This window comes from Microbacterium halophytorum, from assembly GCF_002970975.1.
GTDB classification, from domain to species: domain Bacteria; phylum Actinomycetota; class Actinomycetes; order Actinomycetales; family Microbacteriaceae; genus Microbacterium; species Microbacterium halophytorum.
Genome location: NZ_PNFA01000007.1, coordinates 1 through 24386, shown reverse-complemented (window position 1 = coordinate 24386; position 24386 = coordinate 1). Strand labels below are relative to the sequence as shown.

At 72.2% G+C, this 24386-nt stretch carries 20 protein-coding genes; 10 read left to right on the top strand and 10 right to left on the bottom strand.

The features are described from left to right. The first annotated feature begins 1 nt into the window (after window position 1). Together C0010_RS08485 and C0010_RS08480 are read left to right on the top strand one after the other, a co-directional pair. A complete protein-coding gene (locus tag C0010_RS08485; protein ID WP_105566648.1) occupies window positions 2-895 on the top strand; it encodes a carbohydrate ABC transporter permease in 894 nt (297 codons plus the stop codon). Window positions 896-897: 2 nt separating this feature from the next. Then, complete coding sequence (locus C0010_RS08480; RefSeq protein WP_198410825.1) at window positions 898-2826, top strand: glycoside hydrolase family 127 protein; 1929 nt, start codon at window positions 898-900, stop codon at window positions 2824-2826. Window positions 2827-2976: 150 nt separating this feature from the next. On the opposite strand, the gene C0010_RS08475 is transcribed toward C0010_RS08480, so the two are convergent. From C0010_RS08475 to C0010_RS08445, 5 genes are all read right to left on the bottom strand, one after another. Then, on the bottom strand, window positions 2977-4110 hold the full coding sequence (locus C0010_RS08475; protein WP_105566646.1) for a cysteine desulfurase family protein: 1134 nt from the start codon (window positions 4108-4110) through the stop codon (window positions 2977-2979). 4 nt (window positions 4111-4114) lie between these two features. Continuing rightward, window positions 4115-4969, bottom strand: a complete 855-nt coding sequence (gene nadC, locus C0010_RS08470; RefSeq protein WP_105566645.1) for a carboxylating nicotinate-nucleotide diphosphorylase — start codon at window positions 4967-4969, stop codon at window positions 4115-4117. After that, complete coding sequence (locus C0010_RS15255; protein ID WP_232531863.1) at window positions 4963-7053, bottom strand: L-aspartate oxidase; 2091 nt, start codon at window positions 7051-7053, stop codon at window positions 4963-4965. Before C0010_RS15255 ends, nadC begins: the two co-directional genes overlap by 7 nt. After that, a complete protein-coding gene (gene nadA / locus C0010_RS08450) occupies window positions 7050-8360 on the bottom strand; it encodes a quinolinate synthase NadA (protein ID WP_105566644.1) in 1311 nt (436 codons plus the stop codon). The genes C0010_RS15255 and nadA overlap by 4 nt, the downstream gene beginning before the upstream one ends. A gap of 161 nt (window positions 8361-8521) precedes the next feature. Continuing rightward, window positions 8522-9967, bottom strand: a complete 1446-nt coding sequence (locus tag C0010_RS08445; protein ID WP_105566643.1) for an Nramp family divalent metal transporter — start codon at window positions 9965-9967, stop codon at window positions 8522-8524. A gap of 143 nt (window positions 9968-10110) precedes the next feature. Between C0010_RS08445 and C0010_RS08440 the strand changes: the two genes are divergently transcribed. Beyond that, window positions 10111-10731: a TrmH family RNA methyltransferase gene (locus C0010_RS08440; protein WP_105566642.1), complete on the top strand. Its 621-nt coding sequence runs from the start codon at window positions 10111-10113 to the stop codon at window positions 10729-10731. A 315-nt stretch (window positions 10732-11046) separates the two neighbouring features. Here the strand turns inward: C0010_RS08440 and C0010_RS08435 are convergent, their stop codons facing one another. Both C0010_RS08435 and C0010_RS08430 read right to left on the bottom strand, forming a co-directional pair. After that, on the bottom strand, window positions 11047-12372 hold the full coding sequence (locus tag C0010_RS08435; RefSeq protein WP_105566641.1) for an MATE family efflux transporter: 1326 nt from the start codon (window positions 12370-12372) through the stop codon (window positions 11047-11049). A gap of 174 nt (window positions 12373-12546) precedes the next feature. Continuing rightward, on the bottom strand, window positions 12547-13713 hold the full coding sequence (locus C0010_RS08430) for a MarP family serine protease (RefSeq protein WP_105566640.1): 1167 nt from the start codon (window positions 13711-13713) through the stop codon (window positions 12547-12549). Between the two features lie 209 nt (window positions 13714-13922). Here C0010_RS08430 and C0010_RS08425 point away from each other — a divergent pair, with 209 nt between their 5' ends. Both C0010_RS08425 and C0010_RS08420 read left to right on the top strand, forming a co-directional pair. Beyond that, on the top strand, window positions 13923-15890 hold the full coding sequence (locus tag C0010_RS08425; protein WP_105566639.1) for a M13 family metallopeptidase: 1968 nt from the start codon (window positions 13923-13925) through the stop codon (window positions 15888-15890). Between the two features lie 422 nt (window positions 15891-16312). Next, window positions 16313-17122 (top strand): serine hydrolase, encoded by an 810-nt coding sequence (locus C0010_RS08420; protein WP_105566638.1) that lies wholly within the window; start codon window positions 16313-16315, stop codon window positions 17120-17122. 46 nt (window positions 17123-17168) lie between these two features. On the opposite strand, the gene C0010_RS08415 is transcribed toward C0010_RS08420, so the two are convergent. Continuing rightward, window positions 17169-17882 (bottom strand): NRDE family protein, encoded by a 714-nt coding sequence (locus tag C0010_RS08415; protein ID WP_105566637.1) that lies wholly within the window; start codon window positions 17880-17882, stop codon window positions 17169-17171. A 42-nt stretch (window positions 17883-17924) separates the two neighbouring features. On the opposite strand from C0010_RS08415, the gene coaBC reads away from it, so the two are divergent. Then, the gene (gene coaBC, locus C0010_RS08410) at window positions 17925-19133 is read left to right on the top strand and encodes a bifunctional phosphopantothenoylcysteine decarboxylase/phosphopantothenate--cysteine ligase CoaBC (RefSeq protein WP_105566636.1); all 1209 of its coding nucleotides are present in this window, start codon (window positions 17925-17927) and stop codon (window positions 19131-19133) included. A 110-nt stretch (window positions 19134-19243) separates the two neighbouring features. Here the strand turns inward: coaBC and purU are convergent, their stop codons facing one another. Beyond that, window positions 19244-20122: a formyltetrahydrofolate deformylase gene (gene purU / locus C0010_RS08405; RefSeq protein ID WP_105566811.1), complete on the bottom strand. Its 879-nt coding sequence runs from the start codon at window positions 20120-20122 to the stop codon at window positions 19244-19246. 95 nt (window positions 20123-20217) lie between these two features. Here purU and C0010_RS08400 point away from each other — a divergent pair, with 95 nt between their 5' ends. Next, complete coding sequence (locus tag C0010_RS08400; RefSeq protein ID WP_232531861.1) at window positions 20218-20973, top strand: SurA N-terminal domain-containing protein; 756 nt, start codon at window positions 20218-20220, stop codon at window positions 20971-20973. Between the two features lie 72 nt (window positions 20974-21045). Here the strand turns inward: C0010_RS08400 and C0010_RS08395 are convergent, their stop codons facing one another. Beyond that, window positions 21046-21633 (bottom strand): DUF4870 domain-containing protein, encoded by a 588-nt coding sequence (locus C0010_RS08395; protein ID WP_158685396.1) that lies wholly within the window; start codon window positions 21631-21633, stop codon window positions 21046-21048. Window positions 21634-22073: 440 nt separating this feature from the next. Between C0010_RS08395 and ectA the strand changes: the two genes are divergently transcribed. From ectA to C0010_RS08380, 3 genes are all read left to right on the top strand, one after another. Then, window positions 22074-22505 (top strand): diaminobutyrate acetyltransferase, encoded by a 432-nt coding sequence (gene ectA / locus C0010_RS08390; protein ID WP_158685394.1) that lies wholly within the window; start codon window positions 22074-22076, stop codon window positions 22503-22505. Between the two features lie 68 nt (window positions 22506-22573). Next, entirely contained in the window at window positions 22574-23836 is a 1263-nt protein-coding gene (gene ectB / locus C0010_RS08385) for a diaminobutyrate--2-oxoglutarate transaminase (RefSeq protein WP_105566633.1), read from the top strand. 124 nt (window positions 23837-23960) lie between these two features. Next, entirely contained in the window at window positions 23961-24359 is a 399-nt protein-coding gene (locus tag C0010_RS08380) for an ectoine synthase (protein WP_105566632.1), read from the top strand. The last annotated feature ends 27 nt before the right edge of the window (window positions 24360-24386 follow it).

Sequence of the window (24386 nt, the reverse complement as noted above, 5' to 3'; positions counted from 1 at the left end):
CATGTCGACGACCACCCGATTCACCACGACCCGCGTCATCACGACGGGCGGCAGCGGCGGTCGCGAGCGGTTCAGCTGGCCGCGCGCCCTGCGCGCCCTGCCGTTCGTGATCGTCACGGCGGCGCTCGCCGCGGTCTTCCTGTACCCGATCATCTGGGCGGTCGTCTCGTCGTTCGCCCCACGCGCCGGGACGAGCCAGACCGACGGCTGGGGCGTCGGTAACTACGCCACGCTTGCCGAGTTCCAGGCGGGCATCTGGGTCTACCTGTGGAACTCGTTCGTCGTCTCCGGCCTGACCGTCGTGCTCACGCTGCTGATCTCGTTCCTCGGCGGCTACGCGTTCGCCCGATTCCGGTTCCCCGGCAAGAACGCGCTGTTCCTGACGACGCTCGCCGTGCTGATGGTGCCGTACGCGACGATCCTCATCCCGCTGTACGTCATCCTGAACGAGATCGGGCTCGGCAACACCACGGTCGGGGTCGCGCTGGTTCTGACGATGTTCCAACTGCCGTTCTCGACATTCATGATGCGCATCTCGTTCGAGTCGATCCCGCGCGAGCTCGACGAAGCAGCCCTCGTCGACGGCTGCACGAAGTTCACCGCCCTGTGGCGGGTGCTCATCCACGCCACGAAGCCGGGCCTGATCACGGTCGGCCTGTTCGCGTTCCTCACGGCGTGGAACGACTTCATCGCCCCGCTCATCCTGATCAGCGACACCGACCGGATGACCCTGCCGCTCGCGGTCGCGAACCTGCGCGCGCAGACGATGGGCGTCATCGACTACGGCGCGACGCTCGCGGGCGTGACGGTGCTCGCGGTGCCCTGCGTGCTGCTGTTCCTCCTCCTCCAACGCCACTACGTGCAGGGCTTCATGTCCGGCGCATTCAAGGGATGACCATGACCGACGCATCGACGCACCCCATCTCCGCTCCCACCGTCCCGTCCGCCGGTCGTCTCCGGCCCCTCGGGATCGACGAGGTCGCCATCACGGGCGGGTTCTGGCACGAGCGTCAGCGCGCGAATCGGGGCGCGACCCTCGCACACGTCGAGCGCTGGCTCGAACGGGAGGGGTGGATCCGGAACTTCGACCTCGCGGCCTCGGGCGGCATCGTCGAGCAGCGCAGGGGAAGGGAGTTCGCCGACTCCGAGGTGTACAAGTACCTCGAGGCGGTCGCCTGGGAGCTGGGGCGCGCACCGGATGACGAGCTCGAGGCGCGCCTGCGCCGGATCGTGGCGCGGGTGGCCGCGGCACAGGAGCCCGACGGGTACCTGAACACGAACTTCGGTCGGGCGGGCCAGGCGCCCCGGTGGAGCGACCTCGCGTGGGGTCACGAGCTGTACTGCCTCGGCCACCTGTTCCAGGCGGCCGCCGCCCGGCACCGCACGGCCCCCGACGCCGACGACGGCCTCGTCGGCGTCGCGGCGCGGGCGGCCGACCTGGTCTGCGAGGTGTTCGGCGAGGGCGGAATCGCGTCGGTCTGCGGGCACGCCGAGATCGAGACGGCCCTGGTCGAGCTCGGCCGCGCGCTCGGCGAGCCGCGCTACGTCGAGCAGGCTCGCCTGTTCGTCGAGAGGCGGGGCACGGGCACGCTCCCTGCGATCGAGTTCGGACCGGCGTACTTCCAGGACGACGTGCCCGTGCGCGAGTCGACGGTGATGCGCGGGCATGCGGTGCGGGCGAACTACCTCGCATCCGGGGCAGCCGACGTCGCCGTCGAGACAGGAGATGCCCCGCTGCTCGACGCGCTCGTGACCCAGTGGCGCACGACGGTCGCTCGCCGCACGTACATCACGGGCGGTCAGGGCGCGCACCATCAGGACGAGGCGTTCGGCGCCGACTTCGAGCTGCCGAGCGACAGGGCGTACTCCGAGACCTGCGCCGGCATCGCGTCGGTGCAGTTCAGCTGGCGTCTGCTGCTCGCCCGCGGTGGCGCCGAATACGCCGACCTGATCGAACGGACGCTCTACAACGTCGTGGCGACATCGCCCTCCGACGAAGGCACGGTGTTCTACTACGCCAACACGCTGCACCAGCGCACACCTGGTGCACCGGCGGACCCGGATGCGGCGGTGCCGCGCGCCGAGTCGTCGCTGCGGGCGCCCTGGTTCTCGGTCGCCTGCTGCCCGCCGAACGTCGCCAGAACGCTCGCGAGCCTCGCGGCGTACGTCGCAACGGCCGACGACGACGGCGTGCAGCTGCACCAGTTCGCGCCGTCGACGGTGCGCACGAGCCTCGGCGGCGGGCGTTCGGTGGCGCTCGCGGTCGATACCGAATACCCGCGCGCCGGCGAGGTCTCCGTGACGATCGGGGAGTCGCCGGGGGGCGAGTGGGCGCTGTCGCTGCGCGTTCCCGCCTGGGCGGAGGGCGCGAGGTGCGTCGTCGAGGCGGCGGACGGCTCGCGCGAGGAGGTCCCGGCGACGCCGGGGTACGCCGTCGTGCGGCGGGAGTTCGCGTCGGGCGACCGCGTCGTGCTGAGCCTGCCGATGGCCCCGCGGGTGACGCGCCCCGACCCCCGCATCGACGCCGTACGCGGAACCATCGCGGTCGAGCGCGGTCCCGAGGTGTACGCGCTCGAGTCGGTGGACCTTCCCGGAGGCGCCGACGTCGCGGACGCGGAGCTCGTCGCCGATGAGCCTCCTCGGGAGGCCGACGGCCGCGTGGTCGCGATGCTGCGGCTGCGGGAGCATCCGGATGCCGCGTGGCCGTTCGGAACGGCCCAGGCGCCGGCATCTGGTGCGCCCGTCGAGGTGCCGCTCGTTCCGTATCACTCCTGGGCCCAGCGCGGCCCGTCGACCATGCGGGTCTGGATCCCCGAGGCGGGGTGACGGCTCGCGTGTGTCGGTCGACGCGCGCACAACGCAGTCAGGTCCCCGGCGCCCAGTGCGGCGTGCTGCAAGATTCCGCGGACGGAGGGTGGGCGAGGTCGCGGATTGACTGCGTTGTGCGCCGTCGAGTTCGGCGGCCGGACCGTGGGACTACGCCGCGAGGGTGTCCGCCGCATCCGCCAGGGCGCGCGCGACGGGGGAGAGACTGCTGTCGAGCCCACGCGGCAGGGAGAACCGGATCGCGGTGCGCGCCGTGTCGGCGTCGAAGCCCGCCGCGAGCAGCACGTGCGAGGGCTCCGTGCTGCCGGCGCGACAGGCCGAGCCGCTCGACGCGAGCACCCCGCTGCGCGCGAGCTCGATCAGCACCGACTCGCCGTTGACGCCCGGCAGGACGAAGCTGGCGATCGACGGGAGGCGGTCATCCGGATGCCCCGTGAGCCAGGCGTTCGGGGCGCGGTTGAGCACTTCGTCGACGAAAGCGTCGCGGATGCGCGCGACGCGCGCGGCGGCCTCCGCGCGCTCGCGCTCGGCGAGCTCGAGCGCGACGCCGAGTGCGACCGCGCCCGCGACGTTCTCTGTGCCCGAGCGGGCGCCTCGTTCCTGGCCGCCGCCGTGCAGGATCGGCTCGAGCGGGATGCGGCGGCGGACGGCGAGGGCGCCGGTGCCCTGCAAGCCGCCGAGCTTGTGGCCGGAGACCGCGATGGAATCCGCGCCGAGGTCACCGAGCGGCAGCCACCCGGCGGCCTGCACCGCGTCGACGTGCAGGGGGACGCCGCTCTCGCGACAGGCCGCGGCGATCTCGGCGACCGGCTGCACCGTGCCGATCTCGTTGTTCGCGGCGCCGACCGCGACGAGGGCGGTGTCGGGGCGGAGGACGCGGGCGATGCCGGCCGGGTCGACCCTGCCGTACCGGTCGACGGGGACCTCGGTGACCTCGAACCCGTGCACGCGGGCGAGGAAGCGCGCGGGCTCCAGCAGCGAGGAGTGCTCGATCGGCGTCGTCACGATGTGCCGGGCGCCGCGGCCGAGCGCGGCGGCGAAGCCGATGCCCTGCACCGCGAGGTTGTTCGCCTCGGTGCCGCCCGACGTGAACACCACGTCGCCGGGCCGCGCGCCCAGTGCCGCGGCGACCCTGTGGCGCGCGCCGTCGAGGGCCTCGCGGGCGCGCTCACCGGCCGAATGGGCGCTCGACGGGTTGCCGAACTCGGTCGTCAGGTGGGGCGTGATCGCCTCGAGCACCTCGCGCCTGACAGGCGTCGTCGCGGCATGGTCGAGGTAGAGCATCCGGTCACACCGTCTCGATATCGAGCCCGAGGTCGATCGCACGGGCCGAGTGCGTCAGCGCGCCGACCGAGATGACGTCGACGCCCGTGCGGGCGATGGCGCCGACCGTCTCGAGCGAGACGCCGCCGGAGGCCTCGACCGTCGCGCGGCCCGCGATCTGCTCGACGCCGATGCGCAGGTCGTCGAGCGAGAAGTTGTCGAGCATGATCGTGCCGACACCCGCGGCCAGCACCTCGTCGATCTGGTCGAGGCGGTCGACCTCCACCTCGACGTGCATCGTGTGGGGAAGCGTCGCGATCGCCCTGCGCAGCGCCTCGGCCGTCGTCAGGCCGGTTCTGGCCCGGATGACCGCGAGGTGGTTGTCCTTGGCCATCACGGCGTCCGAGAGCGAGAAGCGGTGGTTGTGCCCGCCGCCTGCCCGCACGGCGCTCCGCTCGAGCCCCCGCAGGCCGGGGGTCGTCTTGCGGGTGTCGGCGATGCGCGCGCCCGTGCCCGCGACCTCCGCGACGTAGCGCGACGTGAGCGTCGTGACGCCGCACATGCGCTGCGTCAGGTTGAGGGCGACCCGCTCGGCCGTCAGCACGCCGCGGGCGGGGCCCGTGACGCGCGCGAGTTCGGCACCTGTGCCGAACTCGTCGCCGTCGGTGGCGGCGAACTCGACGCGGATGCTCGGATCGGTCATCCGGAACGCCGCCGCGAATACGTCGCCCCCGCTGAGGACGCCCGCCTCGCGCGCGACGAGCCGCGCGTCGGCCGTCGCGTCGGCGGGGATGAGCGCCTCGCTCGTTACGTCACCCCACGGGGCGTCCTCGTCGAGAGCGGCTGAGATGACCCGCTCGATCATGGTGTTCGTCAGCATGCGGCCTCCAGGGCGGGGTCAGCGGATGCGTCATATGCGGGTTGGGGTATGTGATGCGCACGGGTGGAGGCGAGCTCCGGGACGCGAGCGGCATCCGGGCGCTCGGAGCGGCGGGGTGCGCGGGCGCGGGGCGCCGGTTGGGCGGGTCGAGAGTGTTCCGGCCCGCGGTCGGTGGGCGCATCGGAGCGCCAGTGGGCGCCGAGCGAAGAGACGCGCGCCGCCGCGGCCGCGATGATCTCGGCGGCGACGTCGAGCAGGTTGCGGTCCTCATGCTCGTAGGGCGTGTGCGGCGCGGGCAGGTGCGCGCGCCAGGCGGCGATCGTCTCGGCCGCGGCTGTGAGGCCGTCGCCGTCGCGCTCGAGGCCCGCGCGGCGGCGCATCAGCCGCTGCAGCGCCGCGCGGGAGAAGGCGGCCGCGGGCGGGGTCGGGGCCTGGTGTGGGGAGGCGGCGGGTGCGGCGCCGGTGAGGGGCGTCGTGCTCGTCGACGTGATGCCGAGCTGCGCTGTCGTATCGGGTCGCTGCACCGGCTCGGATGCGGCATTGGGCTCGACAGCACCGGATACGGGATCGCCCGCGAACCGTGCGTCGAACGGCGATGCGGCGCGCACGTGGGTGCTCGTGCTCTGCGGCGGGTGGCCCGTGGGGAAGGCGGCACCGCCGGCTGGGGCTTCCTCCCGCGCGGAGACGTATGCGCCATCGGGAATGCGTGCGGCGCGCCCCGCCCTGGCGCCGAAGACCGCACCTTCGAGCAGCGAGTTCGAGGCGAGGCGGTTCGCGCCGTGCACGCCCGTGCGGGCTGTCTCGCCCGCCGCGAAGAGGCCGGGAACGCTCGTGCGGCCGTCGAGTTCGGTGGCGACGCCGCCCATCGCGTAGTGCGCGGCGGGGGCGACCGGAATCGGCTCGCGCGACCAATCGAGGCCGCGCTCGCGCACCGCCCGGTCGATCGTGGGGAAGCGGCGGGCGAGGAAGTCGGCGCCGAGCGCCGTCGCGTCGAGCTGCACGGGGCGGCCGCCCTGTTCCGCCATCGCTCGGGAGATCGCGCGGGCGACCACGTCGCGGGGCGCGAGTTCGCCGTCCGGATGCGCGTCGAGAGCGAAGCGGCGCCCGTGCTCGTCGCGGAGCACGGCGCCCTCGCCCCGCACGGCCTCCGAGATCAGGAACGGCTCGCCCGCGGCGAGGACCGTCGGGTGGAACTGCACGAACTCCATGTCGCGCACCTCGGCACCGGCGCGCAGTGCGAGCGCGACGCCGTCGCCCGTCGCGACATCCGGGTTCGTCGTCGTGCCGTACACCTGGCCGAGCCCTCCCGTGGCGAGGATGACGGCGTCGGCCCGAACGAGTTCGTCCGCGCACGCGGTGTCGGGTTCGGGCGCGCGCCGATGGCCGCCGGCACGTTCCGCGCCACCGCTCCGGTCGATGCGCGCGCTGCCCATTCCGTCCGAATGCGCTGCGGGCGTTCGGCGACGGCTGCTCTCGCGCCGAATGCTGAGTTGAGCCGCTGCCTCGCATCGCCAACGGCTGCTTGCGTTCTGGTGATCGGCGTACGGCGCGTCGCGCCCGCCGAGTACGCGCACTCCGGCGACCTGCCCGGCCTCGACGACTATGTCGGTGACGAAGGCCCCCTCCCGCACCGCGATGCCGCGCGCGGCGCATTCGGCGAGCAGCGCCCGCTGGATCTCCGCACCCGTCGCGTCGCCGCCCGCGTGCAGGATGCGCGCGAGCGAGTGCGCACCCTCCCGCCCGAGCAGTGGCTCACCGTCGGCGTCGCGGTCGAACGCGACACCGCGCGCCTCGAGCGCGACGATCGCGGCGATGCCCTCGGTGACCAGCGCACGCACGGCATCCGGGTCCGCGTGCCCGCCGCCCGCGATCAGGGTGTCTTCGATGTGCGAGGCGACGGAGTCATCCGGCGTCGTGACCGCTGCGATGCCGCCCTGTGCGAAGCGCGTGCTCGACGCGTCGGCCGCGGCCTTGGTGAGCACCGTGACGCACGCACCCGCGGCGTGGGCTTCGAGAGCCGCGGTCAGGCCCGCGATGCCGCTGCCGACCACGACGACGCGGCAGGCACCGCCCGCCCCGCTCACTTCGGGACCGCCGCCAGCATCCGGTCGAGAGCGACCCGCGCGGGCTCGGCGACGTCGCCCGTCACGCGAATGCGGTTCACGGTCTCGCCCGCGACGAGGCGCTCGAGCACCCACGCGAGGTAGCCGGGGTGGATGCGGTACATCGTCGAGCACGGGCACACGACGGGGTCGAGGCAGAAGATCGTGTGCTGCGGGTGCTGCGCCTGCAGGCGGCGCACAAGGTTGATCTCGGTGCCGATCGCGAACGTCGAAGGTTCGCTCGTCGACGCGATCGCGCGCCGGATGAGGTCGGTCGAACCCGACTCATCGGCCGCCTCGACGACCGGCAGCGGGCACTCGGGGTGCACGATCACGCGCACACCCGGATGCTCGACGCGCGCCTTCTCGATCTGGTCGACCGTGAAGCGGCGGTGCACCGAGCAGAAGCCGTGCCACAGGATGACGCGGGAGCCCGCGAGCTCGGCCTCGGTCGAGCCGCCGAGCACGCGGTTCGGGTTCCACATCGGCATCTCGTCGAGCGGAACGCCCATGGCGCGGGCGGTGTTGCGCCCCAGGTGCTGGTCGGGGAAGAACAGCACGCGGCGCCCGCGCGCGAACGCCCACTCGAGCACGGTGCGGGCATTCGACGAGGTGCAGACGATGCCGCCGTGCCGCCCGACGAAGCCCTTGATCGCCGCCGACGAGTTCATGTACGTCACGGGCACCACGGGAACGAGGCCGTTCTCATCCGGTTCGTCCAGCGGGCCGAGCACGCCCTCCAACTGCTCCCAGCAGTCCTCGACCTCGTCGATGTCGGCCATGTCGGCCATGGAACAGCCCGCCGCGAGGTTCGGCAGCACGACGTGCTGGTCGTCGCGCGAGAGCAGGTCCGCCGTCTCTGCCATGAAGTGCACGCCGCAGAACACGATCGCCTCGGCCTCGGGGTGCTGCGTCGCGGCCTTCGCGAGTTGGAACGAATCGCCCACGTAGTCGGCGTGCTCGACGATCTCGTGGCGCTGGTAGAAGTGGCCGAGGATCACGACGCGGTCGCCGAGCTCCGCCTTCGCGGCCCGGATGCGCTCGTGCAGCTCGGCCTCGCCCGCCTCGCGGTATTCGCGCGGCAGCTCACCCTGGCGGGGAGCATCGGTCGGGATGACGTCGCCCATCGACGAGCCCGGCCCGTAGCCGGGCACAGCGTCGAACGACCAGGGCGCGTCGGCGAGGTCGGTCGAGCAGACCGATCCGGATGCGCCTCCCGCCGCGATCAGCTCGATCTCGCGGGCGACGGAGGCCTGCGGCGGGGCGATGTCGACGCGGACGGCGGCCATGGGATCCTCCCGGGTCGGCGAAAAGGTCAGGGTGACACGAAGTGTGGGAACAGCTTAGAGTCGATTCGACCTTTACGCCAGTTGCCCGGTGAGCGACGCCGGTCGCGTGCCGCGTTCGACGGGATGCGCTCGCGAGATGTGCGCTCGGTCGTACCCGCGCCCTACGCCCCGGAGAACGTCAGCACGAGCAGCACGACGTTCAGTGCGATCAGGAAGGCGCTCGAGGCCCAGCCGAGGGCCGTCGTCCACCAGCGGTTCGCGTGCGTTCCGAGCGTGCGCCGCTGCGCCGTCAGCACGATGAGCGGCACGAGTGCGAACGGAATGCCGAACGACAGTGCCACCTGGCTGAGCACGAGGGCCTGCGTCGGGTCGAACCCGGCGGCCAGGATCGCGATCGCGGGGGCGAGGGTGATCAGACGGCGGGCGAGCAGGGGCATCTGGATGCGCAGCAGCCCCTGCATGATCTCCGCGCCCGCGTACGCGCCGACCGACGTCGACGCGAGCCCGCTCGCGAGCAGCGCCACGGCGAAGAGCGTCGCGATCGCGGGGCCGAGGCCGTCGCGCAGTGCGGCGTACGCGCCCTCGAGCGAGTCGGTGCCCGGCACCCCGGGGAGGTTCGCGGCGCCCAGCAGCAGGATCGCGAGGTTGACGGTGCCGGCGATCACGAGCGCGATCGTGACGTCGACGCGCGTGGCCCGCAGAATGCGCCGGATGCCCGTTCCGCGCGCGGCGTCGCGCGCCACCCGCGGCGGCGCCGGTGCGGTCGGCCGGGCGTGCGCCGCGCGGGGGGCGGCCCGGTGGCCCGGCGCGCCGGGCGCGCCCGCCGTCGGCGCCGGTGCGGTCGCGAGGCGGAGGTCGTCGCGCCCCGGCCCGTGCCCCGCGTCGCTGCCGAGCGGCGGGGCGGGCGCGAGCCCGCCCCGCGAGCCCGCGAGCATGCCGCTGAAGCGGTCGCGGGCGAGGGCGCTGTGGGCGTAGATCGCGTGCGGCATGACGGTCGCGCCGAGGATCGAGGCGGCGAGCAGCACCGACTGCGTTCCCTCGAAGCGCGGCACGAGCCCCGCGGCGGTCGCTGCCGGGTCGGGCGGGCCGATGAACAGCCCGACCGTGAACCCGACGGAGATGATCGCGAGCAGGCCGATGATCACGCCCTCGAACGGGCGCGCGCCGCCGCGCGATTTCAGTGCGAGCAGCACCATCGATACGGCGCCCGTGACGAGCCCCCCGGCCAGCAGGGGCAGGTCGAACAGCAGCCAGAGCGCCACGGCCCCGCCGATGATCTCGGCGATGTCGGTCGCCATCGCGACCAGCTCGGCCTGCAACCAGTACGCGCGCCGCGCCCACGGGTTCCGGATGCGCCTGCCCAGCGTCTGCGCGAGGCTCAGGCCGGTGACGACGCCGAGCTTGGCGGAGAGGTACTGGATCAGCCACGCCATCGCGTTCGCCAGCACGACGACCCAGACGAGCAGGTAGCCGAACTGCGCGCCGGCCGACATATTCACGGCGACGTTGCCGGGGTCGAGGTAGGCCACTCCCGCCACGAGTGCCGGCCCCAGCAGCGCGACGAGCCGCGCCTGCCCGCCGGTTGCCGCATTGCGTCGGTCGCTCATGCGGACATCCTGCCAGATTTTTAGGCATACCGAAATCTGTCCATCCGGAGCGGCGTTCATATGACGTGAGTGACCATTCCGGGCGCTCAGAACGGTAAGCCGCGTCATACGGGTGCGCGCGCGGCGCCGACTACGCTCGTGGGGTGAGCAATGCCGATGAGACCGGGGCGCCGACGCACGGCGTCGGGCCGTGGGCAGGCGAATGGCCGGACGGCGAGCAGTACGACCCCGAGCTGCTGCGCGACGGTGACACCCGCAACGTGATCGACCGCTACCGGTACTGGCGCATGGACAAGATCATCGCCGACCTCGACACCCGACGGCACGGCTTCCACGTCGCGATCGAGAACTGGCAGCACGACATGAACATCGGCTCGATCGTGCGCAGCGCCAACGCGTTCCTCGCCGACACCGTGCACATCGTGGGCCGCCGCCGCTGGAACCGCCGCGGCGCGATGGTGACCGACCGCTACCAGCACGTCGTGCATCATCCGGATGTCGCATCGTTCCGGGCGTGGTGCGACGCCGAGGGCGTTCCGATCATCGCCGTCGACAACGTCGGCGACGCCGTGCCCGTCGACCGTGCCGAACTGCCGGAGCGCTGCGTGTTCCTGTTCGGCCAGGAGGGGCCGGGCCTCAGCGAGGAGGCGCTCGCCGCCGCGTCCAGCCACATCGAGATCACGCAGTACGGCTCGACCCGGTCGATCAATGCTTCCGCCGCAGGGGCCGTCGTCATGTACGAATGGTGCCGCCGCTGGGCCTGAGCGCACGCCCGCCTTCGTTGTCGTCGCTTGCAGTACGCAGTACAGCTGCGCTCCTCCGCCTCGGCGGGCGCACGCTCAGGCGCAGCGGTGCCCGGTGGGTCTGAGCCCGCGTCCGTCTGCGTTGTCGTGTCTTGCAGTACGCAGTACAGCTGCGCTCCTCCGCCTCGGCGGGCGCACGCTCAGGCGCAGCGGTGCCCGGTGGGCCTGAGCCCGCGTCCGTCTGCGTTGTCGTGTCTTGCAGTACGCAGTACAGCTGCGCTCCTCCGCCTCGGCGGGCGCACGCTCTCGCGCGCCGGTGCCCGCTGGGCCTGAGCGCTACGCGGCCTGCTCCAGCCAGGCGCGGCCGCGGATGCGGCGGGCCATCGTGACGAAGCGCATGCCCATCAGGATGACGTAGAAGCCGACCGCCAGCGCGGCCAGGCCCCACGATCCGGATGGCTGCAGCCAGACGAGCAGCGCGAGGTACGGGACGAAGGGGATGAGGTTGACCGCTCCGACGATCGCGAGGTACTTCGCGTCGTTCGCGCCCATGAGCACGCCGTCGAGCACGTAGACGGCGCCCGCGAGAGGCTGCGTAATGCCCATCAGGACGAGCGCGGGGACGATGAGATCCGCGATCTCCGGGTCGCCCGTGAACACCAGGCCGATGACGCCGGAGCACGCGGCGATCACGGCGCCGCAGATCAGCCCGAACCACGCTCCCCACGCGAGCGTGCGCGCCAGTACGCGGCGCACGGCGCGCTCGTCCCCCTCGCCGAGTGCCTTGCCGATGAGCGCCTGAGCCGCGATCGCGAGCGCGTCGAGCGCGAACGCCGAGGTCGAGGCGATCGTGAACACGATCTGCCACCCGGCGAGCTCCTCGGTGCCGAGCGCCGTCGCGACTCCGACCGTCAGCAGCAGGCTCACGCGCAGGCTGACGGTGCGCAGGAACAGCCACCCGCCCGAGCGCGCCGTGCTGCGCACGTGCGCGCGCTGCGGCATCAGCTCGGCGCCGTGCGAGCGGGCGAGCCGCGCCGTCATCGCGGCGTAAACCGCGACCATGCCCCACTGCGCGACCACGGTGCCGACGGCGGAGCCCGCGATGCCCCAGCCGAGCCCGTACATGAACACCCAGTTCAGGCCCGCGTTCGCCGCGAAGCCGGCAACGGCGACCCACAGCGGCGTGACAGTGTCCTGCATACCGCGCAACAGGCCCGTCGCGGCGAACACGATGAGCATCGCCGGCAGGCCCCACATCGAGATGCCGAGGTAGATCTCGGCCTCGGCGGCCACGGCATCCGGCGCGCCGAACGCCGCCACGAGGAGAGGAGTCGCGAGGTAGCCGGCGACCGCCAGGATCGCGCCCAGCGCGAGTGCCAGCCACATGCCGCTGACGCCGGCCGAGACGGCCCCCCGCGCGTCGCCCGAGCCGACGCGGCGCGCGACCGCCGGGGTCGTCGAGTAGGCGAGGAACACCATGAGGCCGACGATCGTCTGCAGTACGGCCCCACCGATGCCCAGGCCGGCCAGCGGCACCACGCCGAGGTGGCCGACCATGGCCGAATCGACGATCAGGAAGATCGGCTCGGCGATCAGCGAGCCGAGCGCCGGCACGGCGAGCGCCAGGATGGCGCGGTTCAGCGTGCGGGGCGAATCGGTCACTCGTCGAGAGTATTCCGGATGTCGGACATCGGCGCACGTCGGCCCGGGCGGACGCGCGCGGCCGGGGCCCACCGGATCGAGGGAGCCCGTTCGGGTTCGCCTTCCTGCGGGTCCGCGCCGCTCACACACGCAGGGAGGCGCACCTGAGCGGCGGCGCCGGCCCTTCGTGCGCGGCTACTCGCTGCGGCAGGCGCCGGTCGAGACGGGCGCCGTGCCCGCCTGGTCGAGCGCGGGGAGGAGCTCGTCCGTCGTCATCGCGTAGCCGACGCGATCGTCGCCCTCGTCGCGGGCGAAGACGACGCCAGTCACGTCGCCGTCGGTCGTCAGCAGGGGGCCGCCCGAATTGCCCGGCAGCACCTCGGTCGCGAGCGTGTACACGTCGCGGGGGTTCTCGCCCTGCTCGTACACGTCGTCGACGAGCATCTCGCCGACCGTCATCACCGTCGCGGGAACCGCCGTGAACTGCCCACCGTACGGGTAGCCCTGCACGGCGGCGGGGTCGTCGGGCGCGAGCTCGCCGACGATGTCGAGCGGGGCTGCGGCGACGTCGGCCGAGATCACCGCGAGGTCGTCGATCGGGTCGAAGTGCACGACCGTGCCGTCGACGGCGGGCTCGCCCGGCAGTTCGATCATCACGCTGTCGGCGCCCGCGACGACGTGCGCGTTGGTCACGATGAGGTCGTCGGCGGCGACGAACCCGGTGCCGGTCGCGCCCATGCCGCACGTGTACGCGACGCCCGAGATGCGGGCCACGGAGGCCGAGGCCTCGTCGAGCGCGGGTGTTCCCGTGTCGGCCTGGGGCTCGGGAACCGTCGTGCTCTCCGCGATCGCCCCGCCGAGCGCGGGCAGCGCGTCGTCGACGACGACCGAGCGGAGGCGGGCGACGGCCTCCGCGAAGGGGGCGGGCGTGTAGCGCTCGATCGTGCGCAGCGTCGTCGAGGATGCGACGGCCGATGAGACCACGGGAATGCCCGCCGAGGCGACGGTGCTTCCGACGGCGGCGAGCACGAGGGCGGCGGCCGCCGCGCCGACGAGGCCGCCGGCCAGGCGCTCGAAGAAACGCAGCTTGATGGCGTCGGCGCCGCGGCGGAAGATCGACCCGATCGCCGCGCCGATGGCGGCGCCGATGGCGAGCAGCACCACGACCGTCGCGACGACGGCGACGCCGTGCCACCCGGGAGACGTCACCAAGCCGGAGACGACGGGCACGACCCACGGGGACGCGATCGCGCCGGCGGCGAGCCCCGCCCACCAGCCGATGCTCGCGAACAGCCCGACCTTCAGGCCCGTGATCAGCGCACAGACGACGAACACGACGATCAGGATGTCGACGACGATCATGCGGCCTCCTCTTCCGGGCATCAGGCTACGGGCGCTTCCTACGCGCGAGCGGGGAGACGGCTCCGGAAGTGCCGAGGCGGAGCTGTGCGCCGGGGCCGACGAGCGCCGCCGGGCTCCGGATGCTCCCGAGCGTCTCGCCGTCAGTCTGCTCCGGGTCGGCGACGTCGCCCGAGGGCCCCGGCGTCCGCGGCTGTCATTACGCTGGTGGCATGGCTCTTCCCTCAGGCATCGCCGTCGATGAACTCAGCAGCAGCGTCCGCGCGCAGGACGACCTCTTCCGCCACGTGAACGGCGACTGGATCGACCGCACCGAGATCCCCTCCGACAAGGCCCGCTGGGGCGCGTTCCACACGCTGGCCGAGAAGGCCGAGCGCGACGTGCGCGCCATCATCGAGGAGGCGCAGTCGGCAGAGCCCGGTTCCGAGGCCCGCAAGGTCGGCGACCTGTTCTCGAGCTTCATGGATACGGGCCGCATCGCCGAGCTGGGCACCGCGCCGCTCGAGCCGCGCCTCGCGGCGGTCGATGCGGTCGCCGACGTCCCTTCGTTCCTCCGCCTCGTCGGCGAGTTCGATCGCCAGGGCATCGCGAGCGTCTTCGGCCTCGCCGCCGAGCCCGACCCGGGCAACCCCGAGCGCGTGCTGCCGTTCCTCGTGCAGTCGGGCCTGTCGCTTCCGGATGAGCAGTACTACCGCGAGGAGCAGTTCGCCGACGTGCGCACGGAGTTCCGCGCGCACGTCGAGCGCCTCCTCGACCTCGCGGGTCTCGCCGACGCGGCGGGCCAGGCCGACCGCATCTCGGCGCTCGAGGGCGAGATCGCCGGCCACCACTGGGACAACGTGCGCAGCCGTGACGCCGTCGCAACGTACAACCTCAAGACGTGGGCCGAGGTGACCGAGCTCGCGGGCCTGCCGCTCGAACCGTGGCGCGATGCCGTCTCGGGCGACCCGTCGGCCTTCGCCGAGATCGTCGTCCAGCAGCCCTCCTTCGTCCAGGGCCTCGGCACGCTGCTCACGCAGGAGCGGCTCGACGACTGGAAGGCGTGGCTGCGCTACCGGGCCGTCCGCGCGGCCGCCCCGATGCTCACCGACGACTTCGTGAACGAGAACTTCGGCTTCTACGGCACGACGCTGTCGGGTGTGCCGCAGATCCGCGAGCGCTGGAAGCGCGGCGTCAGCTTCGTCGAGGGTGCGATGGGCGAAGCGGTCGGCAAGATCTATGTCGACCGGCACTTCCCGCCGCACGCCAAGGCCGAGATGGACAAGCTCGTCGACAACCTGCTCGAGGCGTACCGCCGCAGCATCGCCGAGCTCGAGTGGATGACGCCGGCCACGCGCGAGCGCGCGCTCGAGAAGCTCGGCACCTTCACGCCGAAGATCGGGCATCCGGATGTCTGGCGCGACTACTCCGCGCTGGTCGTCGACGCCGGCGACCTGCTGGGCAGCGCGACGGCGGCGAGCGTGTTCGAGCACGATCGCCAGCTCGCCAAGATCGGCAAGCCGGTCGACCGCAACGAGTGGGAGATGACGCCGCAGACGGTCAACGCGTACTACCACCCGCTGCTCAATGAGATCGCGTTCCCCGCGGCCATCCTGCAGTTCCCGTTCTTCGATGCCGAGCGCGACCCCGCCGCGAACTACGGCGGCATCGGCGCCGTGATCGGCCACGAGATCGGGCACGGCTTCGATGACCAGGGCTCGCAGTACGACGGCACCGGCGCGCTGAAGAACTGGTGGAGCGACGCCGACCGCGAGGCGTTCGAGAAGCGCACGGCCGCGCTCATCGCGCAGTACGACGCCCTCACACCCGCGGGCCTCGACGCCGAGAAGCACCATGTCAACGGCGCGCTCACGATCGGCGAGAACATCGGCGACCTCGGCGGCCTCGGCATCGCCCTGAAGGCCTACGCGATCGCTGTCGAGGCGGGCGAGGCCGGCGAGCCGGGCGCGATCGACGGCTTCACGGGCCTCCAGCGCGTGTTCCTGTCGTGGGCGCAGGCCTGGCGCGAGAAGTCCCGCGAGGCCGAGGCCGTGCGCCTCCTCGCGATCGACCCGCACTCGCCGGCGGAGTTCCGGTGCAACCAGATCGTGCGCAACATCGACGCCTTCTACGACGCGTTCGGCGTCGCAGACGGCGACGAGCTGTGGATTCCGGAGGGCGACCGCGTCACGATCTGGTGAGACCCCGTCGCCCCGGGGCGATTCCGGGCGGACGCGGGCGCCGCGGCGGAATCGAGGGGCAACGGCAGCATCGAGGACGATCCGGCGGAATTCCTCCTCGATGCTGCTGATCCTCCGCGGCAGCGCGCACCCGTCGAGAGGCGGCAGCGTGCCCGCGGAAGGTACCCGGGCAGGGGAGAACGCATAGGTCCCTCGGCGTAGTCTTTACGTCTGTGTGATGGCGCGTCTCGCGCCCATCAGCGTGTGGCGGGGAAGTCACGAACTCCCCGGGGAGGGGCCAGCGCGGCACGGCCGTCTTCGAATGCCCCGGAGTTGATGTGGTCCCCGCCGAACCCCAGAACGCGCTCGTCTCATCGAGACGGGAACGGCGCGGCCTGCGCGCCCGGGGAGCGCCCCACCGGCGCCCCGGCTTCCCGCAGACGATGCGCGCGCTCGAGGGCCTCGCCCTCGCCGGGGCGCAGGTGTCGGTCCACGTGGCCGACCTCGATCGGGGCTCCACGGTTCTCACGGGCGACGATTTCGTCACGCTCCCCGTCGGAGGCCTGGCCGTCGTACCGCTCCTCGTCGACGTCGCCGCCCGATTCGACGCGGGCACGCTCGACCCGGCGACGATCGTGCGCCGAGCCGACCTCGAGCCCGTGTCGGTCTCCGGCATCTGGCGCCACCTCGCCGTTCCGGCACTGCCGCTCGGCGACCTCGCGATCCTCGCCGCCGCCCAGGGTGATGCCTACGCGACCAACGCGCTGCTGGAGGTGACGGGGATCGACCGCATCACCCGGCGCATGGTCGAGCTCGGCATGCGCCGTTCGGCCGTGCTCGATCGGGTGCGGGATGTGAGGGGCCCGGATGATGCACCGCACGTCTCGCTCGGCACGACCCGCGAGTACGCGACCCTGATGAGCGATATCGTCGGCGGGCGCGCCGTCAGCCCCGCCGTCAGCGCGCAGGTCGCGGAATGGCTCACGGCCGGCCAGGACTTCGGCCTCGTCGGGGGCGCGACCAACCTGCGCGCCTTCGGCCACGAGGACGACACGCACGGCCTGCTGTTCCTCAATCGCACGGCGTACGACGACAGCGGCGTGCGCGCCGAGGCCGGCGTGATCGCGGGCCCCCGCGCCGGCCTCGCCTACGCCCTCACGGTCTGCTTCGCCGACGAATCGCCGCTGCACCGCGACCGCGCCCACCACGCCTTCCGCACCCTCGGCACCGAGCTGATGGAAGCGGTCAACTGACCCGGGCGGGCTCCGCGCCCGGCGCCGCCCGACGATCGGGCTGCGCTCAGGCGAGCTCGACGTCGCCCCACGCCGCCGGCCCGGGAAGCGCCGCGCCGCGCACGTCCGTGCCGCTCCGGCCGACCGTCGCGGCGCACACGAGCAGGGACAGCGTCGGGTAGCCGTGGGCGCGGTTGTCCCGGATGATCGCGTCGTCGTCATCGGGGCCGAGCTCGGCGCTGCGGGCCAGCACCTCGAGCCACGGCGCGTACCAGCGGGCGCCGTCGCCGGGAGGCGCCGCACGGAAGTCGTCGAGCCACCGGACGATGCGTGCAGTCGCGGGGTCGTCGACGCCGTCGTGCGCGATCATGTGCGTCCCGGGCCCGAGGGCGGTCGTCGACAGCCGTTCGCCGTCCCACGACGCGACGCGCGCCCATCCGGAGCCGCCCCCGGCGCCCGCTTCCAGCAGGTTGAAACCGCGCATCGGGGGCTCGGCCGGCAGGCCCTCGCCCGCGACCGATGCGAGCGGCAGGGTTCCGCGTGAGACGACGGCGTCATCCGGCAGCCTCTCGCCGCCCTTCCGGTTCAGCACGACGGCGACGCGGCCGGCATCCGGGGAGGCCGCCAGCCACGCGCCGCCGGCTCGGACGTCCTGCACGCCGACGACGCCCGGCCAGTGCTCGCCGGGCCCGCGCCACGGCCGGGCGGGGTCCTCGTCGCGAACCGCCAGCAGCCGCACGGGCCCTTCGCCTGTCGGTACGTGGATGATCGCCGTGCACATCTCGTTCGCCGCTCCTCACGGATCGCGTGCGAGACTTGAGCCGTGTTCGTGGTGGTGGGGGTTTCCGGCGGCATCGCCGCCTACAAGACAGTACATCTCGTCAGGCGGCTCATCGCCGACGGCCACGAGGTGCACGTCGTCCCGACCGACGACGCCCTGCGCTTCGTCGGGCTGACGACCTGGGAAGCGATCAGCCGCAGTCCTGTGACGACGTCGGTGCACGACGACGTCGCGACCGTGCGGCACGTGTCGCTCGGCCAGCGCGCCGACCTCGTCATCGTCGCTCCGGCGACAGCCAACACCCTCGCGAAGATGGCCGCGGGCCTCGCCGGCGACCTGCTCGGCACGACGCTGCTCGCGACTACGGCGCCCGTCGTCGTCGCGCCCGCGATGCACACCGAGATGTGGCGGCACCCGGCCACCGCCGCGAACGTCGCGACGCTGCGCGAGCGCGGCGTGGCGGTCGTCGGGCCGGATGACGGGCCCCTGACGGGAGGCGACAGCGGCCCCGGCCGGATGAGCGAACCGGATGCGATCGCCGACGCCGCGTACGCAGCGGCCGCGGGGGAGCCGACGGGCGACCTCGCCGGCCTCCGCGTCGTGGTCACGGCCGGCGGCACGCGCGAGCCGATCGACCCCGTGCGCTACCTCGGCAACCGGTCGAGCGGCAGGCAGGGAGCGGCGCTCGCCGCGGCCGCGGCCGACCGCGGCGCCGATGTGACGCTCATCGCGTGCAACATCGATGCGTCGGTGCTCGCCGAGATGCCCAGGGGCGTCTCCGTCGCGCGCGCCGGCACCGCCCTCGAGCTGCGCGACGCGACGCGGGCCGCGGCATCCGGGGCCGACGTCGTCGTGATGGCCGCCGCCGTCGCCGACTACCGCCCCGCGGAGGTCGCCGAGGGCAAGGTCACGAAGGAGGAGGCGGGCGACCGCCTCACGCTCGTTCTCGTCGAGAACCCCGACATCGTCGCCGGGCTCGCGGCCGACCGAGCCGAGGGGCAGATGATCGTCGCCTTCGCGGCCGAGACCGCTTCCGGTGACGACCTGCTCGCCCGCGCCCGCCGCAAGCGCGAGCGGAAGGGCGTCGACCTGCTCGTCGTCAACCGCGTCGGCTGGGAGCGGGGCTTCGACGTGCCCGACAACCGCGTGACGGTCATCGATCGCACGGGCGAGCCCGTCGCCGAGGCGGAGGGCCCCAAGCGCACCGTTGCCGACGCGATCTGGAGAGCGGTGCGCGACGCCCGCGCCTGAGCCCCGGGCCGGCAGCGCGGCGGCAGCGTCCGGGAGCACGCGCGCTCTCGGTCGTCCGACATCCGGAGCTGCCCGCCCCGCGTCGTCCGGAGCCCCGCGGCCTCACGCCGTCAGGAGAACACGATCGTGTGGTTGCCCTGCCGGATGACGCGGTCCTCGGCGTGCCACTGCACCGCGCGCGACAGCACGGCGCGTTCGACGTCGGCGCCGCGCGCCTGCATGTCGCCGGCCGTCATCGAGTGGTCGACCCGCGCGACGTCCTGCTCGATGATCGGCCCCTCGTCGAGCTCCTCCGTGACGTAGTGGGCGGTCGCGCCGATGAGCTTGACGCCGCGCTCCTTGGCCTTGCGGTACGGGCCGGCGCCGATGAAGGCGGGCAGGAACGAGTGGTGGATGTTGATGACGGGCACGCCGAGCTTCTCGAGGAAGTCGTTCGAGATCACCTGCATGTAGCGGGCGAGGACGACGAAGTCGACGTTGCCCGTGAGCAGCTTCAGGATCTCGGCCTCCGACTGCGACTTGTCCGGCCCGGCCTGGGAGGGCACGTGGTGGAACGGGATGCCGAACGTGCGCACGTCGGCGGCGACGTCGGTGTGGTTCGAGATCACCATCGGGATCGACACGGGCAGCTCGCCGCGGCGGTGCCGCCACAGCAGGTCGAGCAGGCAGTGGTCGCTCTTGGAGGCGAGCACCGCCATGCGCTTCCGGATGAACATGTCGCGCAGGTCCCAGCGCATGCCCATCGGCGCGAGCGTCGCCTCGATGTCGGCCGCGATTTCGGGCTGCGCCGCGACGAAGTCGGGCCGGTGGAACACGACGCGCTGGAAGAAGTGCCCGCCCTCCGGGTCGGTCGAGTACTGGTCGAGCGAGATGATGTTGCCGCGGTTGCGGCCGATCAGGGCGGAGATCGTCTCGACGATGCCCTTCTGGTCGGGCCCGTCCACGACGAGGCATGCGTGATCGGCGAACTCAGGGAGGCTGGCACTCATACCGTCATTCTCACGCATCGCCGCGGCATCGGCGCACGGCCGGCGCGCGGGCATCCGGATGAGGCGCACAAGTCGGGGGTGTACCGTCGCGCGGAATGAACATTCGAACCGGCAGTTCCGCCAAGCTCTCCCGTGCCCTCCTGGCCGGCTCCGTCGTCGCGATGCTCGCGCTCGCGGGGTGCAGCGCCGAGCACCGCACGGAGGATTCGGCGGCGAAGGAATCCACAGAGACGGCCGCGCCGGAGGCGGGCCTCGAAGGCCTGCCCGACGTCGTCGCGGTCGTGAACGGCGAGGAGATCGGCCTCGACGAGTACACCGAGGCGTACGAGTCGCAGATGAGCCAGGCCGAGGCGATGCAGCAGCAGTCGGGCCAGGAGGTCGATCAGGATCTGGTCAAGCAGCAGGCCGCCGAGCTCCTCGTGAACAATGTCCTGCTCACCCAGGCGGCCGCGGACGCCGGGATCGAGGCGACGGACGAGGGCACTGACAAGGTGCTGGAGGAGCTCGCCGCCCAGGCGGGCCTCGGGTCGGTCGATGAGGTCATCGCCGCCTTCGACGAGCATGGTGTGTCGGAGAAGGAGGTCAGGGAGGACGCTGCGGGGCAGTTCGTCATCGACGAGTACGTCGAGGAGAAGACGGACGTCGCCGAGCCGACCGATGCCGAGCTGAAGCAGCAGTACGAGCAGCTCGTCGAGCAGTCGAAGGCCGCTGGTGGCGAGGCCGAGGTGCCGGCGTTCGACGATGTCAAGGCCCAGCTGAAGGAGCAGACGGTCTCGCAGGACCGCAACGCTCAGATCCAGAAGGTCATCGACGGCCTGCGCGAGTCCGGCGACGTCGAGATCAAGATCTGACGCACCGCGCTGCGAACGGCGATGGCCCCCGATCCAGCGGATCGGGGGCCATCGCCGTTCAGGCGCGTGCGGTTACTTCACCCACGACGGGGCGAGGAGGAACGTCGCGTACTCACCGCGCTGCACCTGGCCGGGCGTCTTCGCGGCGTTGATGATCGCGATCACGAACGAGCCGATCGTCACCACGAAGTACAGCAGGACGCCGAGGTACGGGATCAGGAGCAGGATCGCGGCCGCCATGATCGCGATCGTGCGGATCAGCTGGAAGTTCAGGTTGTCGGCCGCCGCTTTGCGCGCGACGGGCGTGACGGTGTCCTTCTCGACCAGGTAGAAGATCAGGGCCGGGATCCACGAGAAGAACACGCTCAGCCACACGTTCGCCGTGATGTTGCCCGGCTGCGTGCCGGGGTAGGGCTGGCCGTAGGCTGGCTGCCCGTACTGCGGCGGCTGCTGGCCCGCATAGGGCGGCTGCTGACCGTACTGCGGGGGCTGCTGGTAGCCGCCCGGCTGCTGCGGCGCGCCGTACTGGGGCGGCTGGCCGGGCTGAGCGGGCGGGGCCTGCGGCGGTGCCGGGGGCGGGGGTGCCTGCTGGCCATCCGGCTGCGGCGGCTGGGGAGCGCCCCCGGGCACGTTCTGGGGGTCCGTGGGGTCGTTCGTCACGGCGAGACCTGCTTTCGATTCGGAGTCATGGGCGAGGTCCGCCGACCGCAGGCCGGGCCCCCACCACGGTCAACCTTGCCACTTCCGCGGGCCGCGCGCGAGGGCTCGCGGACGGAAACGGCGGGGGAGAACTGCCCGTCCCCTGCGAACCGGCGGCGCCGGAGAGCCGCCGAGGAGCGCGCAGCGGGCGGGCCGACGGCGGGCCCGGACGCCGGCGGCGGAGAGGGGGTGATTATGCGCCCGAAAGCCCGGAAGAAGCGCCTTGCGCGCCCTCGGCGTGTCGCGCATGAGCATACGGATCGCGGGGGTGCTGCCCGGGCAGGGGATAGCCCGGGCGCGCTAACGTGTTGTGGCATATGGCGAGCAACGAAGCAGTACCCGCCCACCTGTCCGACCACACTGTGAATATTCGACGCACCTCCCTCGCGGACGGTGCCGCCATGTGGACCCTGGCCCGCGAATGCGGGCTCGACCTGAATTCCTCGTACGCCTACCTGATGTACGCGTCCGACTTCGCGCAGACCTGCCGGCTGGCCGTCCTCGACGGTGAGCCGGTCGGCTACGTGCTCGGCTACCGGCCGCCGGAGCGGTCGAGCCACCTGTTCATCTGGCAGGTCGGCGTCTCCGACCGCGCGCGCGGTCGCGGCGTCGCCGGCCGGATGCTGCACGACCTGCTCGACACCCTCACCGACGTCGACGTGCTCGAGGCGACGGTCGAGGAGACCAACGCCGCCTCGCGCGCGCTGTTCGCCAGGGTCGCCCGCGAGCGCGGCGGCGACCTGGCGTGGACCCGCGGCGTGACTGCCGCGGACTTCCCGGATGACCACCCCGGTGAGCCGCTCCTCGAAATCACCGGGTTCCGCGCGCGCTAGCTGCGCCGCGCGACCCCTCGCTCTTCGCAGAAGAAGGCTGTTCCCAGCCGCAATCAGGAGAAAATCCCATGAGTCTGACCATCGATACCACCCAGCTCGAGTCTGACGTTCGGAGCTACTCCCGCTCTTGGCCCGTGGAGTTCGACCGCGCCGTCGGCGCGACGATGTACGCCGCTGACGGCAGCGAATACCTCGACTTCTTCGCCGGTGCCGGCACCCTGAACTACGGGCACAACAACCCCGTGCTCAAGAAGGTGCTGCTCGACTACCTCGCCGGCGACCACGTCGTGCACTCGCTCGACATGTTCACGACGGCGCGCACCGAGTTCCTGACGACGTTCAAGGAGAACATCCTCGAACCGCGCGGGCTCGACCACAAGATCATGTTCCCCGGGCCCGGTGGTGCGAACGCCGTCGAGGCCGGCCTGAAGCTGGCCCGCAAGATCACCGGTCGCGAGGCGATCGTCAACTTCACGAACGCCTTCCACGGCATGACGCTCGGCGCGCTCAGCGTCACGGGCAACTCGATGAAGCGCGGCGGCGCCGGCATCCCGCTGGTGCACGCGACGCCGATGCCGTACGACGACTACTTCAACCAGGACGTTCCCGACTTCCTGTACCTCGAGCGCATGCTCGAGGACGAGGGGTCCGGCCTGAACAAGCCGGCGGCGGTGATCGTCGAGACGCTGCAGGGCGAGGGCGGCATCAACAGTGCCCGCGCCGAATGGCTGCGCGCGCTCGCCGATCTCTGCAAGCGCCACGGCATCCTGCTCATCGTCGACGACATCCAGATGGGCTGCGGCCGCACCGGTTCGTTCTTCAGCTTCGAGGAGGCGGGCATCGTGCCCGACATCATCACGCTGTCGAAGTCGATCTCCGGCTACGGCCTGCCGCTCGCGCTGACGCTCGTGCGCCCCGAGTTCGACGTGTTCGAGCCGGGCGAGCACAACGGCACCTTCCGCGGCTTCGCGCCGGCGTTCGTCACGGGCTCCGCCGCCATCCGGGAGTTCTGGAGCGACGAGTCGCTTCAGCGCTCGACGATCGAGAAGGGCCTCGTGATCGAGAGCGCCTTCAACGCCCTCGCGGCGAAGCACCCCGAGGCGGGCCTCGTGCCCAAGGGCCGCGGCCTCGCGCGCGGCCTGCAGTTCGGCGAGGCGGACAAAGCCGGTGAGGTGGCGCGCGAGTGCTTCGAGCGCGGCCTGCTCGTCGAGACGTCGGGACCCGTCGACGAGGTCGTCAAGCTGCTGCCGCCGCTGACGGTCACCGACGAAGAGCTCACCCGCGGCCTCGGCATCATCGCCGACTCGGTCGCCGCCGTCCTGGCCCGCTGACCGGCGCCATCCCGCTTCACCCTGGGGCCGCACCCCGCGGGGGCGGCCCCACCTGATGCGGACTGCGGGATCTCGGCTCCGAAACCGCAGCCCGCGTCAGGCGAACACCCGATAGGAGACAGACATGATCGTTCGGACCCTCGACGAGATCGAAGACACCGACGCCGACATCAAGAGCGAGAACTGGCGCTCCAAGCGCATCATCCTCGCGAAGGAGGGCGTCGGGTTCTCGGTGCATGAGACGACGCTCTACGCCGGCACCGAGAGCTACTTCTGGTACGCGAACCACATCGAGGCCGTGTTCATCACGCAGGGCGAGGGCGAGATCGAAGACCTCGCCACCGGTGAGGTGCACCAGCTGAAGCCCGGCAGCCTCTACCTGCTGAACGACCACGACAAGCACAAGGTGCGCCCCCGCACCGAGATCAAGTGCGTGTGCGTATTCAACCCGCCGGTCACCGGCCGCGAGGTGCACGACGAGAACGGCGTCTACCCGCTCGTCGTCGAAGAGCCGGCCGCGTAAACAGCCTCTCGCACAGCGGTGCCGCCG

What these genes read in the sequence shown, in the direction of transcription:
- C0010_RS08485 (WP_105566648.1), top strand. Translation starts at nt 2, where the DNA reads ATGTCGACGACCACCCGATTCACCACGACCCGCGTCATCACGACGGGC.
- C0010_RS08480 (WP_198410825.1), top strand. Translation starts at nt 898, where the DNA reads ATGACCGACGCATCGACGCACCCCATCTCCGCTCCCACCGTCCCGTCC.
- C0010_RS08475 (WP_105566646.1), bottom strand. Translation starts at nt 4,110, where the DNA reads ATGCTCTACCTCGACCATGCCGCGACGACGCCTGTCAGGCGCGAGGTG.
- nadC (WP_105566645.1), bottom strand. Translation starts at nt 4,969, where the DNA reads ATGCTGACGAACACCATGATCGAGCGGGTCATCTCAGCCGCTCTCGAC.
- nadA (WP_105566644.1), bottom strand. Translation starts at nt 8,360, where the DNA reads ATGGCCGCCGTCCGCGTCGACATCGCCCCGCCGCAGGCCTCCGTCGCC.
- C0010_RS08445 (WP_105566643.1), bottom strand. Translation starts at nt 9,967, where the DNA reads ATGAGCGACCGACGCAATGCGGCAACCGGCGGGCAGGCGCGGCTCGTC.
- C0010_RS08430 (WP_105566640.1), bottom strand. Translation starts at nt 13,713, where the DNA reads ATGATCGTCGTCGACATCCTGATCGTCGTGTTCGTCGTCTGTGCGCTG.
- C0010_RS08425 (WP_105566639.1), top strand. Translation starts at nt 13,923, where the DNA reads ATGGCTCTTCCCTCAGGCATCGCCGTCGATGAACTCAGCAGCAGCGTC.
- C0010_RS08420 (WP_105566638.1), top strand. Translation starts at nt 16,313, where the DNA reads ATGCGCGCGCTCGAGGGCCTCGCCCTCGCCGGGGCGCAGGTGTCGGTC.
- C0010_RS08415 (WP_105566637.1), bottom strand. Translation starts at nt 17,882, where the DNA reads ATGTGCACGGCGATCATCCACGTACCGACAGGCGAAGGGCCCGTGCGG.
- purU (WP_105566811.1), bottom strand. Translation starts at nt 20,122, where the DNA reads ATGAGTGCCAGCCTCCCTGAGTTCGCCGATCACGCATGCCTCGTCGTG.
- C0010_RS08400 (WP_232531861.1), top strand. Translation starts at nt 20,218, where the DNA reads ATGAACATTCGAACCGGCAGTTCCGCCAAGCTCTCCCGTGCCCTCCTG.
- ectA (WP_158685394.1), top strand. Translation starts at nt 22,074, where the DNA reads ATGTGGACCCTGGCCCGCGAATGCGGGCTCGACCTGAATTCCTCGTAC.
- ectB (WP_105566633.1), top strand. Translation starts at nt 22,574, where the DNA reads ATGAGTCTGACCATCGATACCACCCAGCTCGAGTCTGACGTTCGGAGC.
- C0010_RS08380 (WP_105566632.1), top strand. Translation starts at nt 23,961, where the DNA reads ATGATCGTTCGGACCCTCGACGAGATCGAAGACACCGACGCCGACATC.